This is a genomic window from Plantactinospora sp. CNZ320, from assembly GCF_002846275.1.
The window spans coordinates 2,533,506-2,553,339 of the sequence record NZ_PJMP01000001.1; the positions used below are offsets into that span (position 1 = coordinate 2,533,506).

17 protein-coding genes, 10 tRNA genes and 1 pseudogene are annotated in these 19,834 nt (G+C 70.9%); 17 read left to right on the forward strand and 11 right to left on the reverse strand.

All coding sequences use genetic code 11. The features are described from left to right. Positions 1–16: 16 nt before the first annotated feature. From CLT71_RS11035 to CLT71_RS11045, 3 genes are all read left to right on the forward strand, one after another. A tRNA-Ser gene (locus tag CLT71_RS11035) sits at positions 17–102 on the forward strand. Positions 103–108: 6 nt separating this feature from the next. Beyond that, a tRNA-Arg gene (locus CLT71_RS11040) sits at positions 109–181 on the forward strand. 61 nt (positions 182–242) lie between these two features. Next, on the forward strand, positions 243–1,073 hold the full coding sequence (locus CLT71_RS11045; protein ID WP_486483193.1) for a DUF7873 family protein: 831 nt from the start codon (positions 243–245) through the stop codon (positions 1,071–1,073). A gap of 457 nt (positions 1,074–1,530) precedes the next feature. Here CLT71_RS11045 and CLT71_RS36440 read toward each other — a convergent pair whose 3' ends face one another. Continuing rightward, positions 1,531–1,983: an LAGLIDADG family homing endonuclease gene (locus tag CLT71_RS36440; protein WP_143743436.1), complete on the reverse strand. Its 453-nt coding sequence runs from the start codon at positions 1,981–1,983 to the stop codon at positions 1,531–1,533. A gap of 120 nt (positions 1,984–2,103) precedes the next feature. Between CLT71_RS36440 and CLT71_RS11050 the strand changes: the two genes are divergently transcribed. The 8 genes from CLT71_RS11050 to CLT71_RS36945 all read left to right on the forward strand — a co-directional run bounded on the left by CLT71_RS11050 (position 2,104) and on the right by CLT71_RS36945 (position 2,787). Continuing rightward, positions 2,104–2,177, forward strand: a tRNA-Lys gene (locus CLT71_RS11050). A gap of 2 nt (positions 2,178–2,179) precedes the next feature. Then, a tRNA-Met gene (locus CLT71_RS11055) sits at positions 2,180–2,251 on the forward strand. Positions 2,252–2,253: 2 nt separating this feature from the next. Further along, positions 2,254–2,326, forward strand: a tRNA-Ala gene (locus CLT71_RS11060). A 7-nt stretch (positions 2,327–2,333) separates the two neighbouring features. Beyond that, positions 2,334–2,407 (forward strand) — tRNA-Glu (locus CLT71_RS11065). A 24-nt stretch (positions 2,408–2,431) separates the two neighbouring features. Next, positions 2,432–2,503: transfer RNA gene (locus CLT71_RS11070), tRNA-Val, on the forward strand. A 20-nt stretch (positions 2,504–2,523) separates the two neighbouring features. After that, a tRNA-His gene (locus tag CLT71_RS11075) sits at positions 2,524–2,597 on the forward strand. Positions 2,598–2,600: 3 nt separating this feature from the next. Then, positions 2,601–2,683 (forward strand) — tRNA-Tyr (locus CLT71_RS11080). A 31-nt stretch (positions 2,684–2,714) separates the two neighbouring features. Beyond that, positions 2,715–2,787: transfer RNA gene (locus tag CLT71_RS36945), tRNA-Cys, on the forward strand. A 201-nt stretch (positions 2,788–2,988) separates the two neighbouring features. On the opposite strand, the gene CLT71_RS11085 is transcribed toward CLT71_RS36945, so the two are convergent. Next, entirely contained in the window at positions 2,989–3,270 is a 282-nt protein-coding gene (locus CLT71_RS11085; RefSeq protein ID WP_101367031.1) for an SCO4848 family membrane protein, read from the reverse strand. 314 nt (positions 3,271–3,584) lie between these two features. Continuing rightward, a complete protein-coding gene (locus CLT71_RS11090) occupies positions 3,585–4,193 on the reverse strand; it encodes a VTT domain-containing protein (RefSeq protein WP_199187572.1) in 609 nt (202 codons plus the stop codon). A gap of 241 nt (positions 4,194–4,434) precedes the next feature. On the opposite strand from CLT71_RS11090, the gene CLT71_RS11095 reads away from it, so the two are divergent. Next, entirely contained in the window at positions 4,435–4,638 is a 204-nt protein-coding gene (locus tag CLT71_RS11095) for a cold-shock protein (RefSeq protein ID WP_101367032.1), read from the forward strand. Here CLT71_RS11095 and CLT71_RS11100 read toward each other — a convergent pair. Further along, positions 4,619–5,890: an MFS transporter gene (locus CLT71_RS11100; protein WP_101367033.1), complete on the reverse strand. Its 1,272-nt coding sequence runs from the start codon at positions 5,888–5,890 to the stop codon at positions 4,619–4,621. The genes CLT71_RS11095 and CLT71_RS11100 overlap by 20 nt on opposite strands. A 34-nt stretch (positions 5,891–5,924) precedes the next feature. After that, positions 5,925–6,497, reverse strand: a complete 573-nt coding sequence (locus CLT71_RS11105; protein WP_101367034.1) for a helix-turn-helix domain-containing protein — start codon at positions 6,495–6,497, stop codon at positions 5,925–5,927. A gap of 177 nt (positions 6,498–6,674) precedes the next feature. Between CLT71_RS11105 and CLT71_RS11110 the strand changes: the two genes are divergently transcribed. Continuing rightward, a complete protein-coding gene (locus CLT71_RS11110; RefSeq protein WP_199187573.1) occupies positions 6,675–7,727 on the forward strand; it encodes an NAD(P)H-binding protein in 1,053 nt (350 codons plus the stop codon). Positions 7,728–7,820: 93 nt separating this feature from the next. Here CLT71_RS11110 and CLT71_RS11115 read toward each other — a convergent pair whose 3' ends face one another. The 3 genes and pseudogenes from CLT71_RS11115 to CLT71_RS11125 all read right to left on the reverse strand — a co-directional run. After that, entirely contained in the window at positions 7,821–8,693 is an 873-nt protein-coding gene (locus CLT71_RS11115) for a peptidoglycan recognition protein family protein (protein ID WP_101367035.1), read from the reverse strand. A 150-nt stretch (positions 8,694–8,843) separates the two neighbouring features. Then, positions 8,844–9,701 carry a transglycosylase SLT domain-containing protein gene (locus CLT71_RS11120; protein ID WP_101367036.1) on the reverse strand — a complete coding sequence of 286 codons (858 nt, stop codon included), beginning with the start codon at positions 9,699–9,701 and terminating at the stop codon, positions 8,844–8,846. Positions 9,702–9,872: 171 nt separating this feature from the next. Next, positions 9,873–11,294, reverse strand: a pseudogene (locus tag CLT71_RS11125) (DedA family protein); the annotation flags it as partial. Positions 11,295–11,428: 134 nt separating this feature from the next. Between CLT71_RS11125 and typA the strand changes: the two are divergent. The 4 genes from typA to CLT71_RS11145 all read left to right on the forward strand — a co-directional run bounded on the left by typA (position 11,429) and on the right by CLT71_RS11145 (position 16,393). After that, positions 11,429–13,297 carry a translational GTPase TypA gene (gene typA / locus CLT71_RS11130; RefSeq protein ID WP_101371341.1) on the forward strand — a complete coding sequence of 623 codons (1,869 nt, stop codon included), beginning with the start codon at positions 11,429–11,431 and terminating at the stop codon, positions 13,295–13,297. A 21-nt stretch (positions 13,298–13,318) separates the two neighbouring features. Beyond that, positions 13,319–14,179 (forward strand): serine hydrolase, encoded by an 861-nt coding sequence (locus CLT71_RS11135; RefSeq protein WP_101367038.1) that lies wholly within the window; start codon positions 13,319–13,321, stop codon positions 14,177–14,179. 24 nt (positions 14,180–14,203) lie between these two features. After that, entirely contained in the window at positions 14,204–15,298 is a 1,095-nt protein-coding gene (locus tag CLT71_RS11140) for a dipeptide epimerase (protein WP_101367039.1), read from the forward strand. Positions 15,299–15,454: 156 nt separating this feature from the next. After that, positions 15,455–16,393, forward strand: coding sequence for an NlpC/P60 family protein (locus CLT71_RS11145; RefSeq protein ID WP_101367040.1), 939 nt, complete (start codon positions 15,455–15,457; stop codon positions 16,391–16,393). Positions 16,394–16,557: 164 nt separating this feature from the next. Here CLT71_RS11145 and CLT71_RS11150 read toward each other — a convergent pair whose 3' ends face one another. The 3 genes from CLT71_RS11150 to pnuC form a co-directional block, all read right to left on the reverse strand. After that, positions 16,558–17,556, reverse strand: a complete 999-nt coding sequence (locus CLT71_RS11150) for a TerC family protein (RefSeq protein WP_101367041.1) — start codon at positions 17,554–17,556, stop codon at positions 16,558–16,560. A gap of 316 nt (positions 17,557–17,872) precedes the next feature. Further along, positions 17,873–18,916, reverse strand: a complete 1,044-nt coding sequence (locus tag CLT71_RS11155; protein ID WP_486483194.1) for an AAA family ATPase — start codon at positions 18,914–18,916, stop codon at positions 17,873–17,875. A gap of 194 nt (positions 18,917–19,110) precedes the next feature. Continuing rightward, a complete protein-coding gene (gene pnuC / locus CLT71_RS11160) occupies positions 19,111–19,767 on the reverse strand; it encodes a nicotinamide riboside transporter PnuC (RefSeq protein ID WP_101371343.1) in 657 nt (218 codons plus the stop codon). Positions 19,768–19,834: the final 67 nt, after the last annotated feature.

The following is a 19,834-nucleotide window of genomic DNA, read 5'->3' on the forward strand; positions in this document are numbered from 1 at the left end:
CCGTCGGCGCGGTCGCGGAAGGATGGCCGAGAGGTCAATGGCACCGCCCTGCTATGGCGGACCGGCTCAGCACCGGCGAGAGTTCGAATCCCTCTCCTTCCGCTTCATGCCCCTGTAGCTCAGTGGACAGAGCGCCCGGCTACGAACCGGGAGGTCGGACGTTCGAACCGTTCCAGGGGTACGACATCGGGACGTGGCGCAGCTTGGTAGCGCGCCGCACTGGGGACCTGAGAACGTCGTCGGTGCGAATCCGGCCGTCCCGACTCCGCAGGGTCGCCGTACGTGGCGACGACGACTATCGTCTGCCCGACGAGACCGAAAGGATCATGGTGCCGAACCCCACCGAACTGCACAAGGTCAACGCTCTGGTGCAGGGCTTCAAGCCGCAGGCCAAGCGGGAGCTCACCGACGCGCACCGGCGTACCCAGAAAGCACCGCCGCTCTCCGGCATCTCCCGCACCTACCAGCCGTTCGCCGACGACATCCGCGAGCAGTTGCCGCCGGAGTCGACCCGGGTGCAGTACACCGTCCAGGAGGTCCTCGACGAGGTCGCCGGCACGATGGGCCGGCTCTTCGACCTCCAGTTCCTCCAGGACACCGGCAACGCCACCGCCAAGGCCGACGTGGTGGTCGACGGGCGGACGCTGATCCGCCAGGCACCCGTCACCTACCTGCTCTTCCTGGAGAAGCAGCTCGTCGACCTGCGTACCTTCGTGGACGGGCTGGCCACCCTGGACGCGGCCGAGCGGTGGGAGTTCGACCCCGACCGAGGCTGCTACGCGAGTACGCCGAGCCAGACCCAGAAGATGCGCAAGGTGCACCGCAACCACGTCAAGGCCGAGGCGACCGAGAAGCACCCGGCGCAGGTCGAGGTCTACACCGAGGACGTACCGGTGGGCACCTGGACCACGGTGAAGCTCTCCGGCGCCCTGCCGGCGGAGCGGGTCAAGGTGCTGCGCGGCCGGGTCGACAAGCTGCTGGAGGCGGTGAAGGTGGCCCGCGAGGAGGCCAACAGCACCACGGTCGAGGACCGTACGGTCGGCGACGAGGTGTTCGGCTACCTGTTCGGGTAGCCTCCCAGGCACCCCCGTGGAGCGGGGGGTGGCGCAAGAAGCGCCGAGACTGAGGCTGACCTGTCAGACTCATCAACGGTGACGGTTCCAGTGGAGGTTCGAGTCCTCCCCTCGGCATCTCCGGGCCGAGGTAGCCCAACTGGCAGAGGCAGACCGGCACCGAGCAGGCTGAGACTATCGCTCCAGACTCAGCACCCCCACCCATCGCCAGATCTACCGACCACGACGATCTCGACGAGATGCTGGTTCGAGTCCAGTCTGCCGCTTTCCCTGCGGCGGTCGCTTAATGGCAAAGCACGTCGACTGCAGACTGATCGTGGAGCTTAAACGCCGCTGGCGTGCGAACGGGTGGAACTTCAGGGCCCCCGGGGTCGGGCATACCCCGGGGGTCCGCCAAAGGAAGGCGCCGCCCGGTGGCGGGCGACCGGTCTTGAGGCCACAGTAGATAAGGCCTCATTCAAGCCACAACCGGACGACATTGCTTTCCGCGCCCGGGGCCTATCGCCATGAAACGAATTTCAAAATCGATCTTAGCTGCGCGCGCCTGCGAGGTGTAGCGACCATTTCTCCGTGTTATCGCCTTGTACTCCTCAACCAACATGCGCGCGCGCTCTACCTTGACTTGACACCGCATGTAGGGAAGGATCTGACGCAGAAGTTCGACGATATTGTCAGCCCCATATAGTCGCCATGACCAGGCTTGTCTATGGTGCTCACGGTACCTTTGCTTGGCGACGAGACCACCCCCGTGAAGGCGTCGCAACTCCTCAAGTATCTCCCGGTCGGTGTTGTCAACGCAGATTACTGTTTTCCTGAAGCCTGAACCAGTGCTACCGTTAACACTCAATGTAATGGTTCCGTCGCCGTCCAAAATGCCGGCAGTCCAAGCGAGATCCGCGTCGGATAACATGGGTACAATCTACCAGATTCAATAGTCCATGGGAGCCTCAAATCACTCGCCGACCAAGGGGTGCACCAATTTCGTTGGAGCGCCAAACGGTCCCTAACTTTGGCTGGTCAAGCACAGCCTGCGCTGCTAGCTCAACTGGTCAGAGCAATGCACTTTTAATGCGTGGGATCAGGGTTCAAGTCCCTGGCGGCGTACCTGCGGGATGGCGCAGTGGTAGCGCGGCGGTCTCATAAGCCGCAGGCCCCAAGTTCGACTCCCGGTCCCGCCCCCGTTCCGGTAGCTCAGTCGGGAGAGCATCGCGTCGGCATCGCGAGAGTCGCTGGTTCGAGTCCAGCTCGGAACACTCACATGGCGCCGTGGACGAGTGGCAAGAGTCGCCAGGCTTTCACCCTGGATTTCGCGGGTTCGAATCCCGTCGGCGCTACCTGTCTCCCCGCCCGGGAGCGACGCCCGGATAGCTCAGTGGTGGCAGCGCTCGTCCACACCGAGGAGGTCCCTGGTTCGATGCCAGGTCCGGGTACCGGCCGGAAGGCCGCGATGGTGGCTGTAGCTCAGCTGGAAGAGCGCCGGACTGTGGATCCGGAGGTCGCTGGGTTCGAGTCCCGCCAGTCACCCACGCGGGTGCGCCGACGCTGGAGAGTCGGGCCTGTCTGTAGAACAGGTGCTTCGCGCTGAGGGGGTTCGAATCCCTCCACCCGCACGTCGTGCCCGCTGGTCGGCGGGCACAGCCGGACCTCGTTTCGTCCCCGGTGGGGCGCCCCGTCTGCAAAGCGGGTGCTGCGGGTTCGACTCCCGACGAGGTCTCGTTTGCCATCCACTGTGGATGCCATGGGCGCGGGCGTTGGCTGCTCGGCCGCCACTCATGATGGCGGTGTGCCCGGTTCGACACCGGGGCCCATGACTCGCCGGCCGGCGGTGGTGATGACGGGGGAACGCCGGCCGGCACCCGACCACGCCCGACACCGGAAACGGCTCAGGAAGGGCGGCTCAGGACGGACAGACGGATCAGGGCAGGCGGCTCAGGACGGAGGCCGGCCGGCGGCGCGCGGACCGCAGCGCCCACCAGCCGCGTACGCCGAGTATGCCGACCGTGGTGCCGACCGCCAGGGACGCCCCGATCAGCAGCGCGTGCACCCAGAGGAAGCCGGTCGGGCTGCCCTGTCCGATCTCCCCGGTCGACCAGGCCCGGGCGTCGTTCCAGATCGCGACGGCGAACCGGGGCCAGATCGCCCAGGTCCAGAGGCCGACCAGGATCAGGAAGCCGGCCCAGCGCCGCGTCAACATCATGGCAGCCCAGTATGCCAGTCCGGCGTCGCACCACCCCGCCCGCCGCGATCGCCCGGACCGGCGGCCACCCCGCCCGCCGGGGTCGCCCGGACCGGCGGCCGATCATCCCCTGACCAGCGGAATCGCCCGGACCGGCGGCCGGTCACCCCTGACCGGCCGCCGTCCGTGGCGGTCGCGCGACCACGTCCCCGACCGGTCGTTGCCCCGACCTGTCCCGGCACCCGCGTGGCCGCCCTCCGCACCCCCGGTGGCACCGGTCCGGCCGCCCCCAGCCGGCCGGCACCACCCAGCCCCCCGTACACCGCACCAGCGGGTCAGCCCTGGACCGTGGCGGCTATCCGGCGGCGTACGCCCAGCAGGACGAGGCCGTCGAAGAGCATTCCGAAGCTCACCGTGCCCAGCAGCGCGAACGACTCGCCGGGCAGCAGCCCGCCGACCGACCGGGCCAGGATGCCGAGCAGCATGTAGAGCCCGGCCCAGAGCACCGCGCCGACCGCCGCGAAACCCAGAAACCTCCGGTACGACATCCGCAGCCCCCCGGCCGCGAGTGGCAGCAACGCGTTGAGTACCGGCAGGAAGGGCGCCACCATCACCATCCGGCCCCCGCCGCTGCCGAGGATCCGCTCGGCGGCCGACCAGCGCGCCTCCCCGATCCACGCCCCGGTACGGCTGCGCCGCAGCCGGCTGCCGAACCGCCGGCCGGCGAAGAAGGTGAGCGACCAGCCGCCGAGGCAGCCGCCGATCACCGCCAGGAACGCCCCCAGGCTGGCCGGCCTACCGACCCCCACTGCGGCAAGCACCGCCGCGTCACCCGGCACGAGTACGCCGAGCAGCGGAATCGCGTCCAGCAGCATGACACCGCCGAGCACCGCCAGAAAGACTCCCGACGGCAGTTCCCCCACCTGAACCAGCCAGTCCGCCACGGCAGGAACGTTACGGACCGAACGTCACCTGGACATCCGGGTCGAGCCCTGGTAACCGAAGCCGGCGACCCTGACTCCGGCTAGGGGTGGGTCCGCCGTCCGGCGTAGGCCGCAGGGCTACCTGCGTAGGCCCCAGGTTTGTACGACTCCCGACTTCCGCCCGCATCGACGACCGGGGGAGGCTACTGTCGGTTGCGTACAGGGCACGCCACGCACCGGGCGCGCCGCTAAGGAGACACCCATGGCAAGCGGAACCGTGAAGTGGTTCAACTCGGAAAAGGGCTTCGGTTTCATCGAGCAGGACGGCGGAGGGCCGGACGTGTTCGTCCACTACTCCGCGATCGCTACGTCCGGCTACCGAGAGCTCAACGAGGGACAGAAGGTCGAGTTCGACGTCACCCAGGGCGACAAGGGCCCGCAGGCGGCTAACGTCCAGCCGCGCTGAGCAGCCCGCCACGCGCCGACGGCGGCGACGCGGGCAGTTCGGGCAGGTCGCGACGCTTCCTCAGTGGGCCGACCAGCAGGATCAGCCCGCTCAGCGCCAGCCCGGCGGTGATCACCCACATCGCCGGGCGGAGCCCGAGCGCCGTACCGAGGGTGCCGCCGAGCACGGCACCGAGCGGCATGGTGCCGAGGTTGACCACCTGCATGGTCACGCTGACCCGGCCGAGCAGCCGGTGTGGCACGTACGCCTGGCGGAAGCCTGCCTTGATCACGTTGCCGGCGACCACTCCGGCACCGATCACCACTCCGGCGAGTACCGCCAGGCCGAGCCGGGCACCGGGCGCGGTCATCGGGATCAGCAGGCCGAACGGTTCGGCACCGAGGGCGCAGAACAGTAGTGCGCGGGCACTGCCGAGGCGCCGGGACAGCGCGGTGGCGATCGCGGCGCCGAGAACTCCACCAAGGCTCATCACGGCGACCAGGCCGCCGACGGTACCCGGGCCGAGCCCGACCTCGCGGACCAGGAAAACGACCAGGAGCGCCTGGTAGCCGATCAGGCCGAGGTTGCTGACCGCACCCCAGACGGTGATCACCCGCAGGTAGGGATCTCGGGCGGTGAACCGTACCCCCTCGGCGATCTGTTGGCCGAGGCCGGCCGCCGGGTCCGCGGCCCGGCGTGGCTCCGTGCGGCGGATCGACAGCAGGCAGGCGGCCGAGCCGAGGAAGCCGACCACGTCCGCCAGCAGCGCGGTGGCCGCGCCGACCAGACTGGCCAGCAGACCGGCGGCACCCGGACCGGCCACCTGGGCCACCGCCTCGGTGCCCTGGAGCTTCGCGTTCCCCTCGGCCAGGTCGGCCCGGTCCAGCAGGGTGGGCAGGTAGACCTGGTAGGCGGTCTTGAAGAAGACGCTCACCGTGCCGCCGGCCAGCGCGACGGCCAGCAGGTGCCCGATGGTGAGTATCCCCAACCAACCGGCGACCGGGACGGTGGCGAAGATCAGTGCGGCGATCAGGTCGCAGGTCACCATCACCGGCCGGCAGCGCATCCGGTCCACCAGGGCGCCGGCCGGCAGCCCGACCAGCAGCCAGGGCAGCCAGGCGGCGGCGGTCAGCAGCGCCACCTGGAAGGTGCTGGCGTCGAGGGTGGCGACCGCCACCAGGGGCAGCGCCACGCTTGTGACGCTGGCGCCGAAGGTGCTGCCGGCCTGGCCGATCCAGAGCAGCCGGAAGTCCCGTTGCCGCAGCAGGCTCATCGCTTCTCCTCGTCTCGCTCGTCTCCCGGCCGGTTCAGGGCTGGGCCGGGATGCCGTAGCCGAAGAAGAAGACCGGTTCGCGGCGTTGTCCGTCGTCGGGCAACTCCCGGTCGCCCCACCTGGCGAGCAGGGCGAGCAGCTCGGCCTCGAACTCGGCCAGCTCGGCCGGGGTGAACCGCAGCCAGCGGTCGGTGGAGAACGGCGCCTCACCCCACGCGGCCCGCTCCTCGGGGCCGGCGGCGTGCCAGTCCCGGACCAGCCCGACCTGGCGGTCGAGGTTGAGCGAGGCGGCTGCATGCTGCACCGCCTCCCGGGACGGGTCGTCGGCGAAGTCGGCGGTGGACCAGCGCAGCCCGGCCGAGACCAGCCGCCACCACCGCTCCCGGCGGTCCCGGGCCAGTTCCGGGGCCTCCACGACCAGGTCGGCGGCGGCGAGCACCCTCAGGTGGTGGCTGACGTTCGCCACCGCCTGGCCGGTGCGGTCGGCGAGCGCGCTGACGGTGGCCGGGCCGTAGACCTTGAGCACGTCCATCAGGCGGCGGCGCAGCGGGTGGGACATCGCGGCCAGCACCCGGGAGTCGGTGACCTGGCGTACCTCTCTGTTCATTGGTTCACCCTCACACAGACAAGAGCAGTTGCGCAAGAGGTATTGCACAACTGTGGTTGCAGATAGTCGCGCCGATGTTCTCGCCCGCTCGGCCGAGCGGTGCATCTACGGACCGGCCGGTTCGGCTGAGAGCTGAAGCCCTCGCCAACCTCGATGTCGCGGGCCTAGCGTGCTGACATGGACAAGCTCGCCCTGGTCGTCGGCGCCACCGGCCAGGTCGGCCGGGCCGCGGTCCGCGCCCTGGTCGCCGACGGTTGGCACGTCCGGGCCGCCGCCCGGGGGCTGCGGGCCGGCGCCCCCTGGCCCCCGGACTGGAACGTCGAACTCGTCCCGCTCGACCGCGAGGACGACGCCGGGCTGGCCGCCGCGGTCGGTGACGGCTGTGACGTCCTGGTCGACACCGTCGCGTACGACGCCCGGCACGCCCGCCAACTCCTCCGGCTCGCCGACCGGATCGGCTCGGCCGTCGTCGTCTCCACCGCCGGCGTCTATCTGGACGACGCCGGACGGGGGTTCGGCGCCGAGGGAGTCAGGTTCCCGGTGCCGATCGCCGAGACGCAGCCGACCGTGGCACCCCTGGATCCGGACGCGACGGCGGGCGAAGAGAGCTACGCGGCCGGCAAGGCGGCCCTGGAGCGCGAACTACTCGCCGCCGGAGCGGTCCTGCCGACCACCCTGCTGCGGGCCGGCGCGATCCACGGGCCGCACACCGTGCACCCGCGCGAGTGGCACTTCGTCAAGCGCGCCCTGGACAACCGGCCGGTACGGGTGCTGGCGTACGCCGGGGAGAGCCGGTTCCACCCGGTCTCCACGGCCAACCTGGCCGAGCTGATCCGACTCTGTGCCGCCGAGCCCGGAGCGCGGGTGCTCAACGCCGGCGATCCGGAGCCGCCGACCGTACGCGAGATCGGCGCCGCCGTGCACGCGGTGCTGGACCATCGCGCGGAGGACGTGCTGATCCACGGCCCCTCGCCGGCACCCCCGGTCGGCGAGACACCGTGGTCGACGCCGTACCCGGTGGTGCTGGACATGAGCGTGGCGGAACGCCAGCTCGGGTACCGGCCGGTCACCAGCTATCTCGATTCGCTGCCGGCGACCGTACGGTGGCTGGTGGACGCGGCGCGCGGCCGGGACTGGCGGACGGTCTTCCCCGACCTCGCGCAGAACTACCGGACCGACTACTTCGACTATCTCGCCGAGGACGCCTGGCTGCGCCGCACGGCCGGCTGACCGGGCCTCGGGCCGCCCTCCGGCACCCCCGGCGCCCGGCGTTGTCGCGACCGGCCCGACGCCAACGCGCAGGTGAGGCGGCGGGAGAGGTGCTCAGGGTGCGACGAGCTTGGCGGCCAGTTCCCCGATCCGATCACCGAACGCCGCGCGCAGCGCGGTCGCCGCGTCGTCGAGGTCCTTCGAGCCCAGCCCGTTGAGTACGCCGTCGACGATCTCCTGCTCGTTGACCCAGTCCTTGCCGAGCATGGTCATCTGGTTCGCCTTCACCTCGGTCAACATCGCCTCGATGTTGTAGAAGTGCTGCCGGATGTCGGTACGACCGCTGCCGTCCGGCTTCTGCGCACCCTGCCAGAGGATGTAGTTGACGTCCTTGGCGTATTTGAGCAGCTGCTCCTGCTCCTTGTCGGACAGTGCGGGCATGATGTTCTCCCCTCCGGACGATGCCGCCGCGACGTCGCGCCGGAACTGGTCCATGTTGAAGCTCGGGTCCGTCTTGACGCTCGAGTGTCCATAGCCGGCCGGCTGGTGCTCCTTGTGGCCGGCGATCCCCCAACCGGTACGGTCGCGCAGCGCTCGGACGCCCCGCACGTAGGACTCGTACTGCCGCTCGGTCCACGGCTCGCCGAGGGCGTGCTGGGCCTCGATGCCGACCAGGCCCGAGTTGCCGACCCCCTTGAACGGCCCGGCCCAGCCGACCCGGACGTGGTTGCACCGGCCGGAGGCGATCACGTGCCAGTGCCCGGTGCGGGAGAGGTAGAGCTGGGCGATCGGCGGTGGCGCCGTTGCCGAGCCGTGCAGCAGGACGTGTATCTCACCGGCGTCGGTGGAGCGTAGCGAGCCACGGGTTTCGTGACACATGATCCCGTGTGGATCGAAGGACGCGGACCCTCGACTCCGCCAGCCGCCGACCTCGTGCACGGTGAGACCGGCGGAGCGGAGCACGTCGGCGAGCCAGAGCAGTCGCATCGGCCGTTCCTCCTGACTCGGAGGCAGATGTTCACTACTGACCGTATCCGCGACATCGACCGGAGTCCAGTCGTCCAAGTTGCCAATCTGGCCAAAAGCAGTGGTCAACCCATCCGAGGTCGGGATCGGACGGTCAGCCGGCCACCGAGGTCAGAAGGCCAGGCACTCACACTCCGTCATCAGCGCTCGGACGTTGCGGACGTACTGCGGATTGGGGATCTTCAACCCGTCGTCGGTCACCACCGCCCCGGGACCGAAGTTGTACGCCGAGATCACCGCGTTGAGCAGACAGGAGTTGAGCGCGGTGGCGCAGTCGTCGGCGGACACCCCGTATTCGCCCTCGAAGAAGGCGTCGCCGATGTACTTGATCAGCCAGGCCAGGTAGTTTGCGCCGAGCGTCGCGTTGTCCCGGTAGGCGTCGATATCGTACGACTGGTCGAAGCGCTGGTTGACGAAGGCGGCGGTGTCCGGCATGACCTGCATCAGCCCCACCCCGCCGTCGCAGGCGATGATGTTCGACTGCCAGCCGCTCTCCTGCCATGCGGTCGCCTTGACGAGGTCGACGGGCACCCGGATGCTCGGTGCCGAACTCGGCCAGTAGATCCGGCCGGCCGCCTCGGTGAGCGCCTGCTTGACCTGCGCCCGGCTGGCCTGGGTGCCCTCGTAGCGCGGCTTGGTGCAGCCGGTCTCGGGCTTCGGCGGCGGCGGGGGCAGCCTGGTCTCGGTGGAGGGCTTCGGGACCTTGCGCGGCCCCGGCTTCTTGCTCGGGGTGCGGCGCGGGGTCGCCGACGGGGTGGGCCGGGCGCCGAGCCCCACCACGGCCGGCGGCTCCGGGCCGGTCGTCGGCTCGTCGGTCGACTCCACTGCGGCGGTCGGTTCGATCTCCGCCGCGACCGCTGTCGTGTCGCCGTCGCCGGCCTGCTCGCCGTTGGCGCAGCCGACCACGGCGCCAAGCGCCAGCACCAGCGCCCCCGACACCAGCCCGGTCCTACGTAGCCACCGCGTCATGCCAGTCCCCCGTATCTCCCGGCGCACCATAACAGCCACGCCGACGGTTCAGGGGGCGTCGACCGCCCGGGTGGCCTGGGCGGTCCCGCCGGCCGGCGTACCGCCCCGCTCCGCCGCCGGCCGGCCCGGATCGCCGGCCGACAGGCTCTCGCCCGCCGCCGGCTGAGGCACGTTCCCGCTCGCTGGCTGGGGCATGTTGCCGCTCGACGGCTGGGGCACGTTCCCGGTCGACGGCTTGGCACCGGCCCGGCCGGCGCGTACCGCCCGGTCCCGGGTCGCCCAGGCGACCATGAAGACCGCCGTCCAGAGCACCCCGAGCAGCATCGAGGTGACCGTCTCGCTCGCCGAACTCCAGCCGACGTAGAGCCGGGCCGCGCCGACTGTCACCACCCCGACCGCGGCCACCGTCCAGGCCGCCACCGCCGTCGGCCAGCGGCTCTGCCGGGCCAGCAACCAGGCAAGCGTGCAGAGGCTCGCCGCCACCACCGCGTTCTGGGCCGGCAGCAGCCGGACGGACGCGCCGCTGGTCGGCCCGGTGACGTCGATCACCAGGATCAGCACCAGCAGCGGTACGAAGGCGCCGGCCGTACCGAGCACGCTGAGCAGGTCGGCCCGCCACGGCCGGGTACGCCAGCCGACCACCGCGGCGACCAGCGCCACCACCAGGATCAGCACCGGCCCGCGCAGCGCACCGATCGCCGCGTGGGCCAACTCGGCCACCCCGTCGGTACGCCGGGACGCGAACCACTCCGCTATCGCGCTGTCGACCACCGACAACCCGCTGTGCGTGACCACCAGGTCGAGCAGCCAGGCCAGGGTGAGCCCGGTCACGAAGAGCAGCGCCAGCCCGGCGACCAGGTTCGCCAGCAGCGTCCAGGCCGGCCCGATGTGCATCGACAGCAGGAAGAAGAGCACCCCGTACCGCCGGGCGAGCCAGCGCAGCGGCGGCCGGGCGACGGCTCGGGACAGCAGCGACCGGACCGGATCGGGATTGCGGCCGAGCCAGCGGCCGACCAGCACGATCGCCACGATGAAGACGATCAGCAGCAGTACGGCGCCGGTCGCCCTGCCGAGATAGTGGGAGACCGTCTCGTACGACTCCCCGGCCAGGTAACCGGCCAGCACCGAGCCGCCGACCCAGCTCACCACCCCGGCCAGGTTCCACGGCGCGAACCGCCGGTACGGCATCCCGGCGCTGCCGGCCAGCCGGGGCACCAGGGTCCGGGCGAAGGCCACCCAGCGGGCCGCGAACACCCCACGCCCGCCCAGCCGGTCCAGCATCGCGTCGGCCTTCGCCCAGCGCCGCTCGCCGACCCGGCTCCCCCACCGGCCGGCCCGCAGCCGGGGACCGTGCCGCCGACCGCTGCGGAAGGCCAACGCGTCGCCGAGCACCGCTGCGACAATCATCACCACCAGCGTGGGTCCGAGCCGGAGCATCCCGGTGTAGGCGAGGAAGCCGACCGTCAGCAGGGTCGCCTCGGCCGGCATCACCAGGCCGATGATCACCGCCGTCTCGGTGGCCACCAGCAGTGCGGCGGCCAGATAGACCAGCACCGGCGGCAACTCCCGCACCACGGTCAACACATCCTGCACGGCGACCCCCCGAACACCCCGGCCAGCATGCCAGCCGCGTGGTGTGATGGCACAGCGATTCCCGCCGAGAGCGGGGTTACCTCAGGGGGAACCCGGACGCCGACCCGGAACGCGCAGGCGGGAGGATGGAGAGCATGCAGACCCGCGGGGACCTTCGTAACGTCGCAATCATCGCCCACGTCGACCACGGCAAGACCACGCTGGTCGACGCCATGCTGCGGCAGTCCGGCGCGTTCTCCGCCCGGGCAGAGCCGGCCGACCGGGTGATGGACTCCATGGACCTGGAGCGGGAGAAGGGCATCACCATCCTGGCCAAGAACACCGCCGTGCGCTACCTGCCGGCGGACGGTTCGGACCCGGTCACCATCAACATCATCGACACCCCGGGGCACGCCGACTTCGGCGGCGAGGTGGAACGCGGGCTGACCATGGTCGACGGCGTACTGCTGCTGGTCGACGCCAGCGAGGGGCCGCTGCCGCAGACCCGGTTCGTACTCCGCAAGGCGCTCCAGGCCCGGATGCCGATCATCCTCGTGATCAACAAGGTGGACCGGCCGGACGCCCGGATCAAGGAGGTGGTCGACGACACGTACGAACTCTTCCTGGACCTGGACGCGGACGCCGAGCAGATCGACTTCCCGATCATCTACGCCTGCGCCCGGGACGGCATCGCCTCGCTGACCCAGCCGGCCGACGGCACCGTGCCGACCGACAGCAGCTCGCTGGAGCCGCTGTTCCGCAGCCTGCTGGAGACCATCCCGCCGCCGGCCTACGACGAGGCCGCGCCGTTGCAGGCGCACGTGACCAACCTGGACGCCTCGCCGTTCCTCGGCCGGCTGGCGCTGTGCCGGGTCCGCCAGGGCACCATCACCAAGGGCGAGACCGTGGCCTGGTGCCGCACCGACGGCACGGTCGAGCGGGTCCGGGTCTCCGAACTGCTGATGACCGAGGGGCTGGAGCGCAAGCCCGCCACCTCGGCCGGGCCGGGCGACATCATCGCGGTCGCCGGCATCCCGGAGATCATGATCGGCGAGACCCTGGCCGACCTGGAGGACCCCCGGCCGCTGCCGCTGATCACCGTCGACGAGCCGGCCATCTCGATGACCATCGGCACCAACACCTCGCCGCTGGTCGGCCGGGTCAAGGGCGCCAAGGTCACCGCCCGGATGGTCAAGGACCGGCTGGACCGGGAGCTGATCGGCAACGTCTCGCTCCGGGTGCTCCCCACCGACCGGCCGGACGCCTGGGAGGTGCAGGGCCGCGGCGAGTTGGCGCTGGCCATCCTGGTCGAGCAGATGCGCCGCGAGTCGTACGAGCTGACCGTCGGCAAGCCGCAGGTGGTGACCCGGGAGATCGACGGCAGGACCTGCGAGCCGGTGGAGCGGCTCACCATCGACGCCCCGGAGGAACACCTCGGTGCCATCACCCAGTTGCTGGCCACCCGGAAGGGCCGGATGGAGCAACTGGTCAACCATGGCACCGGCTGGATCCGGATGGAGTGGCTGGTCCCGGCCCGGGGGCTGATCGGCTTCCGCACCGAGTTCCTCACCGACACCCGGGGCACCGGCATCCTGCACCACGTCTTCGAGTCGTACGAGCCGTGGTTCGGCGAGCTGCGTACCCGTAACACCGGGTCTCTGGTCGCCGACCGGGCCGGGGTGGCGACCGCGTTCGCGATGCTCAACCTCCAGGAGCGCGGCACCCTCTTCGTCGAGCCGTCCACCGAGGTCTACGAGGGGATGCTGGTCGGCGAGAACTCCCGCTCCGACGACATGGACGTCAACATCACCAAGGAGAAGAAGCTCACGAACATGCGCTCCTCGACAAGTGAGGAGACGGAGAAGCTGATCCCGCCGCGCAAGCTCTCCCTGGAGCAGGCGTTGGAGTTCTGCCGCGAGGACGAGTGCGTCGAGGTGACTCCGGTGGCGATCCGGCTGCGCAAGGTGGTACTGGACGCACCCTCCCGGGCCCGGGCCGCCGCCCGGCGCAAGCACGCCAACTGACTCCGGCCGTACGTCACGCAGATGTCCTGGGACGCACTCGACAGCGAGCTGGCGGCGGTACCCGGCACGGTCTCGGTCTACGCGGGTCGGCTCGGCCGTCGGCCCGCGTACACCCGGCTGCCGGACACCCCGCACTACGCGGCCAGCACCATGAAGGTGGCGGTGCTGGCGGCCCTGCACCGGGCCGCCGAGGCCGGCGAGGTGGAACTGGACGCGCCGGTGCCGGTGGTCAACGAGTTCGACTCGGCGTCGCCGGGCGCTGGGCGGTTCTCCTGTGCACCGGACTACGACAACGACGACGCGGTCTGGGCCCGGGTCGGCGGCAGCGCCCCGCTGCGCTGGCTCGCCGAACGGATGGTCGTGCGGTCCAGCAACCTCGCCACCAACCTGGTGATCCGGCACGTCGGGCTGCCCGCCGTCGCGCGGGTGTGGGCCGACAGCGGTGCCCGGCACAGCCACACCCGGCGGGGCATCGAGGACTTCGCGGCCCGGGACGCCGGGCTCGACAACCTGGTCACCGCCGCCGATCTGGCCGGGCTGCTCGGCGGAATCGCCCGGTCCCGGCTGGCCTCCCCCGGCGCCTGCGCCGCCATGCTGGACGTGCTGCTGGCCCAGGAGCGCGGCGAGGATCTGGCCGCCGGGCTGCCGCCGGGCACCCGGATCGCACACAAGGACGGCTGGGTACGCGGGGTCCGGCACGGTGCCGGCGTCGTCTTCCCGGACGACGCTCCCCCGTACGCCGTGGTGGTCTGCACCAGCGCACCGCCGTACGGTGCCGCCGGAACGGTCGGTGACGACACGGAGGCGCGGGCCCGCCAACTCGTCACCCGGGTCTCGGCTCTGGTCTGGACCGCCCGACACCGCCTGGGTACGGTCGGCTGATCCTGCTGTCGATATGGTGCCTGCATGTCGATCGCCTCGGTACGCACTCACCGGCTCTCCGCTCCGCTGCACACCCCGTTCGTGACCGCACTGCGTCGTACCTCCACAGTAGAGACCCTGGTGGTGGAGGTGGTCGACACCGACGGGCGGTCCGGGTTCGGCGAGGCTCCCCAGGTGTGGCGGGTGACCGGGGCGTCGATCGGCGGAGCACGGGCCTGTGTCGAGGAGGTGTTCGCCCCACTGCTCACCCGGCGCAACCCGGACGACCTGGCGGCGCTCTGCGCGGAGGTACGGCAGGCGGTGGTCGGCAACGAGGCGGCGAAGGCGGCGGTGGATGTCGCGCTGCACGATCTGGCGGCGCGGCGACTCGGCGTACCGCTGGTGCGGCTGCTCGGCGGTACGTCCCGACGGGTCGCCACCGACGTGACCCTGTCGGCCGGGGACGCGGTCGAGTTGGCCGGTGCGGCGAAGCAACGGGTCGCCGACGGTTTCGACGTACTCAAGGTGAAGGTCGGCACCGACGCGTCGGGTGACCTGGCCCGGGTCCGGGCGGTGCGGGCCGCCGCCGGACCGCAGACCCGGATCCGGCTCGACGCGAACCAGGGGTGGACGCCTCGGGAGGCGGTCCGGGTGATCCGCAGTGTCGAGGACGCCGGCCTCGACGTGGAGCTGGTGGAACAGCCGGTGCATGCCCGGGACGTCGCCGGGTTGGCCTGGGTCGCCGAGCGGGTGGACGTGCCGATCCTGGCCGACGAGTCGGTCTACGGGCTGCGCGACCTGGTCGAGGTGATCCAGCGGCGGGCCGCGGACATGGTGAACGTGAAGCTGGCCAAGTGCGGCGGGCTGGGGCCGGCCCGTGGCCTGCTGGAGCTCGCCGCCGAACACGGCCTCGGCACGCTTGTCGGCTCGATGATGGAGAGTCAGATCGGGATCGGTGCGGCGGCCAGCCTGGTGGCCGCGTACGGCACCAGCGCCGTCTCCGATCTGGACGCCGCCTGGTGGCTCGCCTGGTCGCCGGTGCAGGGCGGCATCCGGTACGAGAATGCCGCCGTGCTGCTGCCCGACGCTCCCGGCCTCGGCGTCGCCGGCCTGCACCGTACGCCGCCACAGACGCCCTGACCGGACGGAACAACTCGGCGACCGGTCCACCCGCCAGCCGTGCGCGCTCCGCGCCCGACACCCGGCCATGAAGGCAACATTCAATCGCTTGTTGCAACGTGGCGCTAACTTTCATAGGGTTCGGGCGGGGAGCGGGCGAGGACGGGTGGTGCTCACATGGTGCTGCGCTCGGGGCACGAAGCCGTTGTCCGGGTCGCCGTCGCGACCCTGTGGGCGCGTCCGGAGGCGGTCCGCCCGGTGGACGCACCGGCCCTGTCCCGCCGGATCGACATCCCCGGCTGGATCTCCGGGATGACTGCCGAGCAGCGGGTCGGCGAGTGCGTACTCAGTCAGCTCCTGCTCGGCGAGCGGGTGCTGGTCGAGGAGGTACGCCCGGACGGCTGGGTCCGGGTCGTCGCCGTGGAGCAGCCGGCGGCCCGCCTCGACCCCCGGGGCTACCCGGGCTGGCTGCCGCTCGAACAGCTCGTCGAGCCCGCCGATCCGACCCCGGCACCGCCGGACCTGGTCGTCGAGGCGACCGTCACCCGGCTGCACGACGCCCCGAACGGCGCGGTGCTGCTGCCCGGCGTCATCCTGGGCACCCGACTGGCCAGCGCGGGACCCTCCCGGGACGGCTGGCGGCCGGTACGGGTCCCCGGCCACGGGCAGCCGCTCTGGGCGCCCGACGCCCATCTCGCCCCGGCACCGAGCCGGCCACCGAGTGCGATCGAGGTGCTCACCGTGGCCAGCCGGCTGCGGGACGTGGTCTATCTCTGGGGCGGCGTCTCGGCGTACGGCATCGACTGCTCCGGGCTGGTGCACCTGGCCTGGCGGCGCTTCGGCGTACGCCTGCCCAGGGACGCCGACGACCAGGCGGCGGCGACGGTCCCGGTACCGCTCGGCGCGGAACGCCCCGGTGACCTCTACTTCTTCGCCCGCCCCGGCCGACCCGTGCACCACATCGGCATCGTCACCGCCCCGCCCGGGCCGGACGGCGGCCGGCGGATGCTGCACGCCTGCTACACCAAGCGGCGGGTACTTGAGGAACCGATGCCCGCCGAGCGGGTCGCGACCCTGGTCGGCGCGCACCGGGTCGCCGAACCCTTCCCCGGCTGAACCGACGCCTCGGCCCCGCTCCCCTTCGCGGACCTGCCTGGCCCGGGCAAGGGGGAGATGGAGCGGCTCGCCCCCCCGACCCGCCGCGTCTGTGGTCGGGTCAGGGAGCGAGCCTCGTGGTCGGGTCACATGGTCACATCAGGCGACCGGACCCGTTTGTCGGGTCAGGCGACCGGGACCTTGTCGGATGACCGGCGGTCGCGGCTGGATTTGATCAGGCTCGCCACTGTCGCGATCGCCAGGGTGCCCAGGATGACGGTGAGGGAGAGCCAGATCGGGATGTGCGGCGCCCAGCCGATCGGCTCGCCACCGTTGATGAAGCCCAGGTTGTTGCCGGCCAGCGCCTCCAGCACCAGCTTGACGCCGATGAAGCCGAGCACCACGGCGAGCCCGATGTTGAGGTAGACCAGCCGGTCGAGCAGCCCACCGAGCAGGAAGTAGAGCTGCCGCAGCCCCATCAGCGCGAAGACGTTGGCGGTGAAGACCAGGTACGGCTCCTGGGTGATCCCGAAGATCGCCGGGATGGAGTCGAGTGCGAAGACCAGGTCGGTGGTGCCGATCGCGATCAGCACGATCAGCATCGGGGTGAAGAGCCGACGGCCGTTCTCCTGGACGGTGAGCCGGGTGCCGGAGAAGTCTCGGGAGACCGGCAGGGCCCGCCGGGTCCAGCGGATCAGCACGTTCTCCTTGAAGTCGTCCTCGGTCGGCTCACCCTGACGCAGGAAGTTGATCGCCGTGTAGATGAGGAAGGCGCCGAAGATGTAGAAGACCCAGGAGAACTGGTTGATCAGGGCCGCACCGGCCGCGATGAAACCACCACGCATCACCAGGGCCAGCACGATGCCGATCAGCAGCACCTTCTGCTGGTACTGCCGGGGCACGCCGAACCTGGACATGATGATCACGAAGACGAAGAGGTTGTCCACCGAGAGGCTGTACTCGGTGAGCCAACCGGTGTAGAACTCTCCGGCCACGGTGAAGTTGGTGGTCAGGGCCAGGCCGACCCCGAAGACGATCGCGAGGCCGACGTAGAAGGCGACCCAGAGGCCGGACTCCTTCAGGCTCGGCTCGTGCGGTCGCCGACCGATGATCACGAGATCGAGTATCAGGATCGCCATCAGCACGACCAGCGAGACGACCCATACCCAGGCGGACACGTTCAAAGCACTCCTCCGGCAGGCACGCGGCACCGCTGTCAGCACAGAAATGATGCGCCTCAGGCGGTGTAGACGATGGTGACTGTCGGAGGTCTCTTCCGCCGTCGCCACGCGGAGACGCCGTGGCGACAACCTACGGTGCCGGGTCTTCGTACCGGTCTGCCGGCCGATGACCGTGTTGACGACACCGTTGCGAAGGAATACTCCCCTCCTACAGCGCCATTGTTCACCATTCCCCGCCAGTTGCGCACCTCCCCCTCTCCGGGGCACCGGGGTTGCCGGCCGGGAGAGGGGCGTCACCACGGCTATCCATCCTAGGAACCTAGGTGCTATTCAGGGGCCGGAGGGGGTCCGCCAGGCTCCAGCCGGCCGCGAGAATCCCGTCGCAGGCCAGGATCGCGGTCCGCAGCCGGTCCGGAAGCGGACCGGTGAGTTCGATCACGGGTACCCCGGACTCGGCCAACACCGCCCGAAACCGCCCGGTCATCCAGCCGCGCAGGTGCGCCCCGTCCCGCAGCCCGTCGTCGGTGAACGGCACCCCTCGGTGGTCGGTCAGCAGATAGAGATCGGGTCGACGGGCGGCGGCCCGGACCCGGGGCGAGGTCGAGCCGAGATACCGCTCCTCCCAGACGGCGGTGGCCCGGGCATCGGTGTCGCAGAAGAGCAGCGGCCCGCTGCGCCGGGCAGCGGCGTCCTCGGCCGCCTGCTGTTCTGCGACCACCGTCTCGAAGTCGGCCCGGTCCCACTCGACGTCGAAGATCGTCGCAGCCGGCCTGGTACGCCGCAGCCGGGCGAGCTTCGCCTCGGTGAGTTCCCGGCCGTACTCCGGCACCCAGCAGGTGCGGTAGTGCCGGGCCAGCGCCTCGGCCACCGTGGTGGTACCGGTCGACTCGGCGCCCACCACCACGATCCGGCGGACGAACCAGGCCCGGACCGGCGGGCTGAGCATCGCCCAGTGCGCCACCGGGTCGGCCCGGACCGCCGTGCCGGAGACCGGGACGACGCTCCGGGCCGGATCGACGGGTACGTCCACCGCGTCGAACCGGCGGGCCAGTTCCGCGCCGTACGCCTCCGAGGAGAAGACGGCGTCGACCCTGGCCGGTCCGACAGCCGCCCGGAAGACCGCGCAGTGCGCCTCCCAGGCGGCCGGATCGGCATAGTCGACGGGATGGTCGTCGTACCTTCCGACGAACCGGACGTGCCGGTCAGCGGCGTGCACCTCGCGCAGCCAGTCCAGCCGCAACTCCAGCGGGATCGACTCCTGCCGGGACGGCGCCACCACCACTGTGACGGCGGCGCACCGGCGGGCCGCCTCGGCGATCAGCGCATGGTGCCCGGCGTGCGGCGGATAGAACTTCCCCACCACCAGCCCGTGCCCGAACTCCGGCCGGCTCGCCGCGGACCCGGACGGGGTCCGGCCGGCCGTTGCGACCGCAGCGGGACAGGCCGCTCCCCCTGGAACGGGACGATCCGCTGCCACCGCAGCGGGACGGTCCGCTGCCGCCACCGGAGGGATACGGGCCGGCGCCACGGGAGCGGGAGGACCGGTGTCGGGCACGGTCACGGGGTGGCCGGGGCCGGGCCGGGTGCCATCGGCCGGGCGGCTGCGGAGAGCCGGCGCAGGTCGGCCCGCCAACTGCGCAGCCCGAGCACGCAGAGCCCGAGGAAGACCAGGTACAGCGCGGCGGTGAGGTGCAGGCCCTTGTAGGCGTAGAGCGGGATGTACACGAGGTCGGCGGTGATCCAGATCCACCAGCTCTCCACCCGCTTGCGGCACTGGCCGTACGTCGCCATCAGGGAGAGCGCGGTGGTGACCGCGTCCGGCAGCGGCACCGTCGAGTCGGTCGCCCGGTCCAGCAGCAGCCAGAGCAGCAGGGTCAGCACCGCACCGGCGCCGACCAGCACCGTCCACTCTCGACGGCCGGTCCGGCTGACCGACAGCCGGCTGCGCTGCGCACCGCCGAACAGCCAGGCCCACCAGCCGTAGAGGCCGAGGCCGACATAGACGATCTGGAGTCCGGCGTCGGCGTAGAGGCCGGCGGTCCAGAAGAGCACCATCAGCAGGAGCACGTTGGCGATGCCGACCGGCCAGTTCCACATCTTCTGCCGGGTCAGCAACCAGACGTTGAGTACGCCGGTCGCGAAGCCGAGTAGTTCGGCCCGGCTGGTCGGCGTACCCGCCAGGGTGAACGCCGTACCGGTCAGCCAGTCGAGCATGCGCACCTCCCGCAAGATCCCTCGGAGTTCCTACCGTAGGTACCGACCGGCGGGACGGGTATACCCC